The following is a 12,002-nucleotide window of genomic DNA, read 5'->3' as shown; positions in this document are numbered from 1 at the left end:
GTAATGAATCGCTGGCTAGCGAACTTTGCTTACCATATTGATATTGCATGGTGGATGTTTGCACTTTCCGGCCTTATTGCGGTATGCATTGCTTTGCTTACGGTAAGCTCGCAAGCTATTCGGGCGGCAGTGGGAAATCCTATAAACTCGCTTAGGGATGACTGATACCTCTTTTTGTTTTTTCGGTTAACGGGTGATGGATTTACATACCGCTCTCAGAAATTATATGCAATATTTAGTCTGAATTCTCTCGACGGGAACGGCACATAGGCATACAGTCCGGTAGGTCTTGTCCAGGCACTGCCATAATTGAAGCGATTTAATATGTTGTTCACCAGTCCATTAATAGCAATTTTCCCGTTCGTCCAGCCTAAACCCCCGTCCAAACGGAAAATATTGTTGATCTCGATCTCGCCATCCTGTGGATAACGGCCTGCGCGACCTGCCTGAAACTGGTACCCCGCCGAAAGACTGAAACCTTTGATCTTTTGCAAAGGAAGCCTATAATTTAGCCAGGTATTCTGTATATGTTTAACACGGTAAGGTACGGGAAGTCCAATGATAGCCGGATTGGCATCTTCAGACACATAGGCATCGGTATAAGCATAATTGATCACAGCATTGAGTCCTTTTACTATTACCCCTTTTATATCAAATTCAAGGCCTTTGGACGTTGTCTGTCCAATCTGCGATTGTAGGTTTGTCTGCGGATCGGTTACGATGATATTGTTGCGGTGAATATGGTATACAGAGAGGACGCTATTCCACTTACCATTGGCCCAATCTTTCTTGATACCTACTTCAATGTTCTTACCCTTCAGCGGGTCAAAATGGCTGCCATCTACACTTATGCCGCTTTGCGGCGTGTAGGTCTGATCATATAGCGTATAAACCGCCAAACTTGAAAGAATGGAGTAACTAAGGCCGATGCGTGGCGTTAGCGCTACATCGGACACAGACGATGAAGAAGGGATACTTATCTGATTTTTTGAATGTGTTAAGCGGGCAGCTAGAGTAAAGCGCAGTTTTTCTTCCAAAAGCCGTATCTCATCCTGTGCGTAAAAGGCGAAATAGGTTAGCTGTTGTTCATTGGTTGCGATATCTTTTAATGACCCTTCTTTTTTATTCGGGTTAAAATCAATGCCATATATCGGTGCATGCACATTCAAGGGATAAAGGGTAGGGTTGGCATTTGGGTCGTTATAGCCTGAATAGCCCAGCAGGGATTTGCGGTTGAGATCTGCACCACCTAAAAAACGGTGCTTGATACGCCCCGTTCTAAAATCCCCGTTGATATAGGCCTGAAGGGAAGCTACATCTGTATGGAAGCGTTCGTAGGTAACGCGTCTCCTGATCTCTTCCGGCTGCTCTTTGTCGTAGGCGGAGACGAAAAAGTAATTGCCGTCCATATTACTTCTGGCATAAGCGGCTTTGGCCGTGAACTGCCAATTACGATTTAGGCGGTTGTAATATGTTAAAAAAGCACTGTGTTCATTAGCGTCCACAGGTTCCTTATTGGGATCAGCGATACTGAAATCTCTCGGTAGCGATGCAAATCCATCCGGCGAAAAGACTGTTAGCAGGTATTGCAAGAACTGTTGCTGCTGGTAGGTGTACTCGGCCGTAAGGGAGGAGTTTTTGTTGATGTTGAACCGCAAGCTGGGGTTGAGAACAATCTTGTCATTGAAAGCGAAACGCTGGAAGGATTTGGACTTTTGGCCCACCGCATTGAAACGATAGAGCCATTTCTTATCAGCATCAAAACTACCGTCCAGATCTGCACCCAAGCGGTAGAGATCCCAGCTGCCTGTCTGAAGGAAGACTTGGTTACTGTTGATACCGCTTGGTTTCTTGGTTACAAGGTTGAAGGAGCCTGCCGGGTCACCAATGGAATTCATGAACCCTGCCGGACCTTTGATAAACTCCATCCGCTCAATGATATTGGCATCCTCCGGCATGGGACCGTAATAGATCATGGAAAGGTCTACCCCGTTGCGCAGCGTGTTGATACCTGCTCCACGCATGAAAAGAAATGGACCATAAAAATCGGCGGTATTGTTGCGCATGGTCCCACTTACATTGCGACTTACACTTTCATTAACATTGATGGCCTGCTGGTCAAGCAGGATACTTTTATCGACTTCCTGTATATTTTGCGGTAGTTCCAAAATGGGGCTCAGCTGTTTGAGCGTGTTTGATGAGGTATCAAGCTTGTATTTTCGGTAGTATTTCGACGTAACGGAAACCTCCTCCAGTCGGATGCTATCTTGTTTTCTAACGGTATCTACGGGCGTTTGGGCAAATAAAGTGTTGCTTGTATACAAAGCAAGTACACTTAAAAGATATTTCATGATATAACCTATATATATGGATCAATGCCCCTGATAGGAGAATTGAACGTGGACAATAAAAGAATATTAAGAAAAATGGAACTTCCCTTAAGGGACAGGTTATGAAATGGGCGGCCTAAGTAGGTGCCGATGGTACTTAAAGGTATAAACAAGCTTATATAAATCAAAGCCCCGACGTATGGGCAAGAGTTGGCTGGCTAAGGGCGGGAGAAAGGTTTGCTCCGCTAGGAGAAATTGTACTTCCTTGAGTTTGAGTTCGGGATGTTTGGCTTCCCTTTCCTGTTCCTTTTTTAACTTCTTCATCAGTACACATTGTCCATTGCAATGGAGTTCAGGACGCGTGCGGTTCTCGCAAAGATTTTGTGCAATATAATCCCGATTGGCGTAAAAGGCTGTCATGATCAGTAATGCAGAACCTGTTTGCAGTAGCATCAGGATTGACATTACGTAGACTAACACTTTTCTCATAAGAAGCCAAGATACTATTTTATCCTTAGGTTTGCGTTAAAAAGTGATCGGAGCACACCTACATATTAAGCATAGTATGAGATTGTGTGGTTGGTTGAAGAAAAGTCTAAACTTCGAAAGCAGTTGGCCGGATCATCTGCAAACCTTGAAATCTTATTAATTCATCCAAAGTGATAGATGTGGCTAAAGAGAAAGTGTTTGACAAAAACAGGTCGGTAAGTGAGATTGCCTATGAATTAGGCTTCAAATACCCTCAGCACTTCATGCGTTTATTCAAACAAAAAACAGGCGTTACTCCAAATGGTTACCGGATGATGAAATAGGTCAGCTAATAACGGGCACTGCTTCCTATTTAACTTACTTGTTCAAAATTTTTTTGATTACAAATTCATTAAAAAAGAAATCCCTGTAGATATTGCCAATGGGTATTTCATTTTTTCCTATATACACTGTATTGTTATCTACAGAATCGATTTTATTTACATTGATGATGTAGGATTTGCTGACTCTGACAAAGAAATTTTTCGGAAGCAAATCATGAATAGTTTTAATATTCATTAGTGTAACCACTTTTTGATTTTCTAAGTAAATAATAACATAATCTTTTAACCCTTCGATATAAAGTATATCACTAAAATGCACTTTGAACATTCTGCGGTCTGCCCTTACAAAAATATAATCGTCGGTTATGTTTTCTATGTTGCTGTTTGTATGATCAGTACGGAATAATTTACAATACGTCTGGGCTTTTTCAACCGCTTTTTGAAAGCGCTCTAATTTTACAGGCTTGATCAAATAGTCAATAGCGTCGACTTCATAACTCTCAGAAGCAAATTCGTGAAAAGCGGTAGTAAATACCACTAGCGTTTTTTTTAGGAATAGTTCTGGCAAATTCAATTCCATTCACTCCTGGCATTTGAATATCAAGAAATACTAAATCAACAGCATTTTTTGCAAGGAATTCTCTTGTAGCATCTGCTCCGTTAAATGAAGCTATAGATTCTAAATTTTCTGTCTCATTAACCAATTTTTGGATTGCTTTTCTTGCTAATGGTTCATCATCTACTATTATACAGTTCATTTTATAATTTTAAAGTTAAGGTAACGCAGTACGTTTCCGAATTGTCTTCTATTTTCAAATCATGTGAAGAAGGGAATAGGAGTTCTAATCTTCTTTTAATATTGGCCAGGCCTAATCCCCCAGATTTATTAACTGCTTTTACAGCGGGTTTCGAGTTTATGCATTTGAAATAAAGCCCAGTATGGCTAACATCGAAAAACAAATTTACATAGGATGATTTTGCTGAGTCATTATTGTGTTTAACAGCATTTTCAACAAATGAGATAAATAATAAGGGAGGAGCCTGCACACCGCTCAATTCACCTTCTTTGGATATTAAAAAATTAAAATTATCCCGTCTAACTTTTTCCAGATTTAAAAAATCTTCTAAAAAATGGATTTCTGAAGTTAATAAAACTTTATCTCTTGAGCTGTCATAAAGCTGATAACGAAGTAGATCACTTAGTTTCATCAAAACCTGCGAAGCTTTTTTAGGATCATCTTCAATTAAAACATTAGCGTTGTTGAGCATATTAAAAAGGAAATGCGGATTGATCTGATTCTTGAGCTGTTCTAGTTCAGCGTTAGTTTTTGCCAAGTCCAGATCATGAATGAGTTGAGCATTGGATATCCACTGCTGAAATAATTTAACTGCTGCCGATGCAATAATAAGCATCAAAATCATAAAGGAAAAGGTGAAAAAGTTAATATTGTCATCCTCGTTAGGCAGTAAATCAAGTTTGAAACACCAAGAAAAAGCTTCATGAATGTAAAACGAAAGAATCATGCTTGAAAGCACAAAAAGTCCATAGCTCAGGTATTTTTTTCTAAACAAAAATTTAGGCACAAAAAAATACATATTACTGTAGGCTAGTAAAATAATCTGAAAAAAAACAACGCCTCGATTATAGGTTTCGAAAGGTTCTATATAGTCCGGTGGACTGTAATACAAAACAACAATACAAAATGCGATTAATAACAAATGACGTTGAAATCGGTATTTTTCTGAAATGATTAACTGAAGCATCCAATTGGCATCCATAGTTTTTCTGTGTAACGTTTTATTCATAAGCCTATTTTAGATTCGAGCAAATGTACCAACCTGCAACGTATATATATATTTAATATACAAAAGCGCATGAATAATATACCAAAATACGATCTAAATAGGGTTAACCTTTTCTGAGAATTAAAAATGACGTACAAGGCAAAATTTCCGAGAACGGGGGAGTCAATTCAAAAAACAGACGTAGAAATCTTCTAAAATTGTGGTTATAAAAAGCAGTTAAAGCAAAATCGCATAAGCGACTTCCAGCTTTTGAAGGAATGATGGCAAGTCGTATTGACTTCACTAAAAAGCGTTGATTCGGTTTTCTGTATAGGAATGTCGCTGGCTTCTTAATTTATCCTGTAGCTCCGTAATTGCTTTCTTTTTATTCTTTTTAATTCCTTCAAGCAATGATTTGGGACCACCGTCAGGGTTGTACCTGGAGCCCCAGTTAAGAAACTCCACCATGAACGGTACCAGTTCGATACCTTTCTCAGTTAGCAGATACAGGAATTTAGAAGCGTTTTTCGGGGAGGTTACTTTAGAAACAATCCCTTCATTTAAAAGTATATTGAGCTTTTCCGTCAGTACAGCCGAAGATATCTTCTCGTCCGATGCCCGAAACTCCAGGAAGGAATTTTTTCCATTAAACATTAAATCCCGTAAGAGCAGCAGCATCCATTTGTCGCCGAAAATTTCCACCGAATAATTGATCGGGCATGTTGATCTTCTTTCAATTGTTTTCATTATGTCAAATTTAAAAGTAGTTTGTTTTTAAAACTACTTTTCTATACGTTTGTAGTTTACAAAACAAACTACAAAATAGCTAAAAATTTAACTATGGACTTTACAAATAAAAACGTCGTTATTACAGGTGGAACTTCAGGTATAGGCCTGGCAACAGCAAAAGCATTTATCACCGCAGGGGCAAATGTTTGGATTACAGGCAGAAATTCCGAAAATCTACAAAAAGCAAATGCAGAAATAAACAACCCGAAATTATTTACGGTGGTTTCGGACACTTCAAAGCTCGAAGGCATATCGATTCTGGAAAAAGCAGTTGCAGAAAGTGAAAACAAATTAGATGTTCTCTTCCTGAATGCGGGAATTGGAACATTTGAACCAATAGAAAAAGTAACCGAAGCAAATTTTGATGCACAATTTAATACCAACGTCAAGGGGCATTTCTTTACGTTGCAAAAATTACTTCCTCATCTGGCAGATGGAGCGGCAGTACTGTTCACATCTTCAACTGCTGCCACCGCGGCAAACGTGGGGGCCATTGTTTATTCTGCAACTAAAGGAGCATTGAACAAAATTGCCCAAATTGCAGCAAATGAACTGGCTGGAAGAAAAATCCGCGTCAACATTGTTAGTCCGGGACCTATAGATACGCCAGGCTTAGATACGGTAATACCTGCTGAAGCAAAAGAGTTCTTAGCTGGCGCTACAGCGCTGCAAAGGCTTGGTCATCCTGATGAAATCGCGAAAACAGTGTTGTTTTTGGCTTCTGATGCCGCAAGTTTCATTACAGGAACTGAGATCATTGCGGATGGTGGTTACCTTAATTACGCACTAAAATAATCGTTGCGTATCATCACCTCATCCATTAACTGATTTTTCATCGCGTCGTGCTTGTCGTATGATTTGTCAGGAAAAAGGAGTTCGGATTTCGAACTCCTTTTTCAGTTACGAGTTAAGATACATGCAAATGCGATGTTACCATATTTCAACTTTTTAGCATACGCAGTGGCAACATTGGTTGGAAACCCCTGTTAACTTCCCAAAATTTACAGATAAACACCTCCACCTTGACATATTTGATGTGTAAGGGTACTCTTGTTTTCATTGAGCATCAAAAATTAGGTTCAAATCCACGAAAAGCAAAAACCCAGCTTCTTTCACTGAAACCTTCGTGTGCACTTTATTTTACTATATGCAAAAGCCGCTTTAATATATTAATTAAGGCATTTTGTATATATAAAATATGCGGGTTCTGCAAAAATATACTTTAGCTAATAATTGTAACATTTAACTCAAAAGATTAATAAATGAAAAGCAGAATCCTATCCTTGCTAGTACTCTTTTTTGCTTATGCCGGCCATGCATATTCGCAGGAAAAAGTTACCCTCAGCGGCACAATATCTAATAAATCCAATACCGAAACATTGATTGGCGTGACAATTTACATTCCAGAAGCGAAAGTCGGCATTACTACCAATTCTTATGGATTTTATACCACCACAGTGCCAAAAGGAACTTACACGATTATCATAAGTCACGTGGGTTTTGATGATGTAGAAGAAACTATCACGCTGACCGAAAACACAAGAAGGAACTTTGGGATGACTGAAAACAGTAAAACATTGGATGAAGTTATAGTTAAAAGCAATTCAACAAGAGAAAACATACGAAAACCTGAAATGAGTACCAATAGATTGTCTATTGCTACGATAAAAAAGATGCCGGCCGTTTTGGGTGAAGTAGATGTATTAAAATCGATCTTACAGCTTCCCGGGGTTACGAATGCTCAGGAAGGTGCATCGGGATTTAATGTCAGGGGAGGTTCTGTTGATGGAAACCTAGTACTGCTTGATGAAGCCGTTGTTTATAATACCTCGCACTTATTCGGATTCTTTTCTGTTTTTAATTCTGATGTAATCAAAGATTTAAAACTTTACAAAGGCGGAATTCCAGCTAATTTCGGAGGACGTATATCATCCGTACTGGATATTTATCAAAAAGAAGGAAACAACAAGGAGTATCATGTTAACGCGGGTATCGGATTAGTCTCAAGCCGATTGCTTGTTGAAGGTCCTATCGTTAAAGATAAAAGTTCTTTTGTGGTTGCAGGAAGAGGATCTTACGCGCATCTTTTCTTGAAAATGGCGAATGACCCAAATTCAGCCTATTTCTACGATTTGAACACCAAGCTGAATTACAAATTCAATGAGAAAAATAATGTTTTTCTATCAGGATATTTCGGAAACGACCACCTGAATTTTAATAACAGTTTTATAAACACCTATGGTAACAAACTTTTTAACCTCAGGTGGAACCATATATTTTCAGACAAGATCTTCTCTAACGCATCTGCCATTTATAGTGACTATGACTACCAGATCAAAGTAAAATCCGCTGGACTTGACTGGAAAGCAGAGGTGAAAAATTACAATTTTAAATATGATTTTAAACACTATGTTTCAAATAGCCTGACGTTAAACTATGGCGTAAATTCAATTTACTACAATTTTAATCCCGGAACAATCAGGCCGTTTGGAGAGATTTCAGGTGTAAATCCGGATCAGTTGGCCAAAAAATACGCTTTTGAGAATGCCGCCTATATCAGTGCTGAACAAAACCTTTCTGACAAATTATCACTGAATTATGGACTCCGCTACAGTAATTTTCAAAGATTAGGTGCGCAGGAAGTATACACCTATGCTAATAATCAGCCGGTTGTTTACAATAAGGAGCTTCATATCTATGAGGAGGCTGAGCCAACAGGAACAATAAACTATTTGAAAAATAAAAAGATAGTAAGTTTTGACAACCTGGAACCAAGACTTGCCATAGCTTATTCGCTGAACAATGACCAATCCATCAAGGCCAGTTATAATAGAATGAGCCAATATGTTCATCTGATTTCCAATACTGCTTCTGCAAGCCCGCTTGATATATGGGCGCCTTCTGACCAATACCTTAAACCAGAAATTTTAGATCAGGTAGCGCTGGGGTACTTTCACAATTTTAAAGACGGTAAATATTCTTTGGAAACCGAAACATTCTATAAAAAGGTGAAAAACAAGGCAGATTACATTGACGGCGCAGATTTACTTGGAATCGATGCTGTAGAAAGCGTGCTTTTAAACGGCGAAGGAAGAGCGTATGGTCTGGAAATGATGTTCAAAAAGAATACAGGAAAGCTGACCGGCTGGGTTTCCTATACTATTTCTAAAGCGGAACAAAGAACGCCTGGCAGAAATGCAGATGAACCCGGTATAAATAACGGAGAATGGTACAGGGCGAATTATGATAAACTGCATAATTTATCTATTACGGGCGCTTATGCGGCAAGTCCGAAATGGTCATTTGGAGCGATTTTTACCTTCCAGAGCGGAAAAGCAGCCACATTTCCTAATGGAAAATACCAATATCAAGGCGTTAATGTTGCGAGCTATGGAGTAAGAAATGAAAATTCTTTAGCCGCGTACCATCGCTTAGATGTATCTGCAACTTATATCCCTAAACCCAACAAGAAAAAAGGATGGCAGGGTGAATGGAATTTTAGTATCTACAATCTTTACAACAGAAGCAATGCAGCATCGTATGCTTTTAGACAGAATGAAGATACAGGAACAAGTGAGACGAGAAGAGCATCCATTTTTGGTATTATTCCCAGTGTTACCTACAACGTAAAATTTTAAAAGCAATTCACCTATTTAAAAAAATAAAAATGAAACTACTACCAAAAATTATAATTCTATCTGTTGGACTGTTTTTAACAGGATGCGAGAAAGCTATTAATGTACCTCTTGAGACAGCATCGCCAAGATTGGTTATAGATGCGTCTATAGATTGGGTTAAAAATACAGCAGGCAATGAACAAAAGATCGTACTGTCGACAACAACAGGTTATTACAGTTCTGAATTCCCGAGCGTTTCAGGAGCAGTAGTTACTGTAACAAATGCATCAAATACAGTTTTTAATTTTGTTGAAACTCCCGGAACGGGGCAATATGTTTGTCACAATTTCCTTCCTGTTATCGGCCAGACTTATAACTTAAAAATTGTTTTAAACGGAGAAACCTATACTGCATCAGAAACATTTACTCCCGTTCCAAAAATTGAAGATAATATTGATCAGAATGACAAAGGAGGTGAAATGGGTGATGAAATTGAAATAACATTTTACTATAAGGATAATGCAAGTCAGGCAAATTCTTATCTAAACAGTATTATACAGCCATATTCGCCGTTCCCCGAGCTGGAGGTTGAAGATGATGAACACACGAATGGTAATTTAATGCAGGAATCCTTCTCGCATGAAAAGTTAAAAGCTGGGGACCAGGTAGACTTTAAACTGTACGGAATTTCAAAAAGCTATTACAATTACATGTTCAAATTAATATTGGCTACCGGCAATGATGGCAACCCTTTCCCTACAACACCAAGTGCAGTCCGCGGTAATATTATCAATCAGACCAATAGCAATAATTACGCTTTTGGCTATTTCAGACTGGCAGAAGTAGACACAAAAAGCTATAAGATTAAGTAATTAACCTTTCTGCCTGCAGTAAAAATCGGAATTACTCTCTCCATGAAAAGTCCGGTTATTCAATAATCTTGGAGCAATTGAAGCGATGCAATAAAGCATATAGAAACAACATTTTTCGTGTGTAATTGAATAAAGTAAATGAATAAAATAATAATTGTGCTTTTTCTATTTCTATCCGTTTCAAAGGTTAACGGACAAAACGCTTCAATTGACTCAACAAAAAACAAGGATAATAGTCAATTCAAATACAAATCGCTGATCATTCCATCTGTTCTAATCGGATATGGATTTGTTGGTCTTAAAAGCCCTAGTTTAAAAGATATTAATAACAGTGTTAAAAATGATCTTAGGGGGTATGATGATAAGAAATTAAACATCGACGATTTTTCTCAGTACAGTCCGTTTTTATCTGTATATGCATTAAATGCGATGGGCATACAAGGAAAAAATAATTTTAAAGATAGAACCATTGTTTTGGCAACGGCGTATCTCATTATGGGTAGCTCTGTAAACATCCTAAAAAAAACTTCAAAAGTTGAAAGACCAGATGGCTCAAACGCGAGGTCGTTTCCTTCGGGGCACACCGCTACGGCTTTTATGGGTGCCGAATTTTTACGTCAGGAATATAAAGATGTATCTGTTTGGTATGGCATTACCGGCTATGTGGTCGCCGCTGGCACAGGTCTTTTTAGAATATACAACGAAAAGCATTGGCTTACCGATGTTGCCACAGGTGCTGGAATTGGAATTTTAAGTACCAAGATTGCTTATTGGATTCATCCACTAATCAAGAAAACAGTTTTCAAAGACAAGGATAAGACAAATGGAATTGTTATGCCTTTTTATAATGGAAGAGAATATGGGTTGGGATTTTCAATGACATTCTGAAAAGAGAACCTGCGGAGCAAATGGTTCCCAGAACGAGAGCCAAACAGTATACTGACGTACCCCGACTACGAAAAATATGATAAAACTGCAAATTCATGTGACGAAACGGGTCAATTCCGTGACGAAAGCATAAGAAGTTCCCCACTTTTTTGGACAAGGGAAGTGTTATTACCTGCTATGTTCTGATCCGGTTGTTGCGGCACCTGAATTACCACCTTGGTCAGGTTAACTATCTCCGAGGGGGGGTACTGGAAGAACAATTCTTTTGCCGCGCAATTTGCGATAACTTTTACCAGTATCTTGCAATAAAGGGAATCCTTTTTAACAAATAGCTTGCTCCCATACTGCAACATACGGAGCCTGTAAACACCAAAAAGAACTTGACCAATGCGTTTAACTCTATGTCCAACAGCAGAAACGCCGGGCACCGTATCCTTGTCGGCATGCCAGGCCACCGAATCGCTGCCGTTTCGGTAGAGGTTCAGCAGCACGCCCTGAAAGGCCATGCCGGTAAATGCCTCCATGCGCTGCCGGATCACCTGGCACATTATGCAATAAAAAAGTAAGCAGCGTATCTGCCTCCCGCCGTTCCAGAAAGTCGGGCGTATAGTCCATCAGTTCCCGTGGCAGTACCAGTTGCCGGTTATCATCAAACAGTTTCCCCTGCATCTCCATTCAATTAAAATTTACCTGAAATTCCGTCCTTTCGGAAACAGCTCCAGTTGAGCATCAACCCGTACCTGTGTTCTTTTGTTTTTGGCAGGGAAGACATGGCCGTCTTTTTCATCGGCGGGCGAGAGTGTCCGCAGCTCAGCCTGCTTTCTTTCCTTCGGGCCGAGCAGCGTGAGTAGCCCGGAGAGATTGTAAAGCCTTTTGGCCACCACGTGGGTAACCTGCCCCTCGCGTTGG

General features: G+C 39.3%; 13 protein-coding genes. 5 read left to right on the top strand and 8 right to left on the bottom strand.

Annotation, left to right across the window (positions count from 1 at the left end):
• Positions 1–215 precede the first annotated feature (215 nt).
• A complete protein-coding gene (locus QT327_RS00445; RefSeq protein ID WP_289551586.1) occupies positions 216–2,351 on the bottom strand; it encodes a TonB-dependent siderophore receptor in 2,136 nt (711 codons plus the stop codon).
• Positions 2,352–2,450: 99 nt separating this feature from the next.
• Positions 2,451–2,819 (bottom strand): hypothetical protein, encoded by a 369-nt coding sequence (locus QT327_RS00440; RefSeq protein ID WP_289551585.1) that lies wholly within the window; start codon positions 2,817–2,819, stop codon positions 2,451–2,453.
• Between the two features lie 179 nt (positions 2,820–2,998).
• Between QT327_RS00440 and QT327_RS00435 the strand changes: the two genes are divergently transcribed.
• Positions 2,999–3,142 (top strand): helix-turn-helix domain-containing protein, encoded by a 144-nt coding sequence (locus tag QT327_RS00435; protein WP_354004743.1) that lies wholly within the window; start codon positions 2,999–3,001, stop codon positions 3,140–3,142.
• Between the two features lie 34 nt (positions 3,143–3,176).
• Here the strand turns inward: QT327_RS00435 and QT327_RS00430 are convergent, their stop codons facing one another.
• The 4 genes from QT327_RS00430 to QT327_RS00415 form a co-directional block, all read right to left on the bottom strand.
• Complete coding sequence (locus QT327_RS00430; RefSeq protein ID WP_289551584.1) at positions 3,177–3,680, bottom strand: LytR/AlgR family response regulator transcription factor; 504 nt, start codon at positions 3,678–3,680, stop codon at positions 3,177–3,179.
• A complete protein-coding gene (locus QT327_RS00425) occupies positions 3,643–3,900 on the bottom strand; it encodes a LytR/AlgR family response regulator transcription factor (RefSeq protein ID WP_289551583.1) in 258 nt (85 codons plus the stop codon). The genes QT327_RS00430 and QT327_RS00425 overlap by 38 nt, the downstream gene beginning before the upstream one ends.
• Before the next feature lies 1 nt (position 3,901).
• On the bottom strand, positions 3,902–4,948 hold the full coding sequence (locus QT327_RS00420) for a sensor histidine kinase (protein ID WP_289551581.1): 1,047 nt from the start codon (positions 4,946–4,948) through the stop codon (positions 3,902–3,904).
• Positions 4,949–5,230: 282 nt separating this feature from the next.
• The gene (locus tag QT327_RS00415; protein ID WP_289551579.1) at positions 5,231–5,674 is read right to left on the bottom strand and encodes a winged helix-turn-helix transcriptional regulator; all 444 of its coding nucleotides are present in this window, start codon (positions 5,672–5,674) and stop codon (positions 5,231–5,233) included.
• Positions 5,675–5,767: 93 nt separating this feature from the next.
• Here QT327_RS00415 and QT327_RS00410 point away from each other — a divergent pair, with 93 nt between their 5' ends.
• The 4 genes from QT327_RS00410 (at position 5,768) to QT327_RS00395 (ending at position 11,093) form a co-directional block, all read left to right on the top strand.
• Positions 5,768–6,511 carry an SDR family oxidoreductase gene (locus QT327_RS00410; protein ID WP_289551578.1) on the top strand — a complete coding sequence of 248 codons (744 nt, stop codon included), beginning with the start codon at positions 5,768–5,770 and terminating at the stop codon, positions 6,509–6,511.
• A 467-nt stretch (positions 6,512–6,978) separates the two neighbouring features.
• Positions 6,979–9,354: a TonB-dependent receptor gene (locus QT327_RS00405; RefSeq protein ID WP_289551577.1), complete on the top strand. Its 2,376-nt coding sequence runs from the start codon at positions 6,979–6,981 to the stop codon at positions 9,352–9,354.
• Between the two features lie 29 nt (positions 9,355–9,383).
• Complete coding sequence (locus QT327_RS00400) at positions 9,384–10,205, top strand: DUF4249 domain-containing protein (protein ID WP_289551575.1); 822 nt, start codon at positions 9,384–9,386, stop codon at positions 10,203–10,205.
• Positions 10,206–10,343: 138 nt separating this feature from the next.
• Entirely contained in the window at positions 10,344–11,093 is a 750-nt protein-coding gene (locus tag QT327_RS00395) for a phosphatase PAP2 family protein (protein ID WP_289551574.1), read from the top strand.
• Positions 11,094–11,492: 399 nt separating this feature from the next.
• Here the strand turns inward: QT327_RS00395 and QT327_RS00390 are convergent, their stop codons facing one another.
• Positions 11,493–11,762, bottom strand: coding sequence for a hypothetical protein (locus QT327_RS00390; protein WP_289551573.1), 270 nt, complete (start codon positions 11,760–11,762; stop codon positions 11,493–11,495).
• 17 nt (positions 11,763–11,779) lie between these two features.
• Positions 11,780–12,002: hypothetical protein (locus tag QT327_RS00385; RefSeq protein ID WP_289551572.1), on the bottom strand; the 223-nt coding region annotated here is incomplete at its 5' end.

Origin of the sequence: Olivibacter sp. 47, assembly GCF_030372825.1 — a bacterium.
Lineage (GTDB): Bacteria > Bacteroidota > Bacteroidia > Sphingobacteriales > Sphingobacteriaceae > Olivibacter > Olivibacter oleidegradans.
Note: the sequence above shows the minus strand (reverse complement) of the source record. Positions and strands in the feature narration are given on the sequence as shown.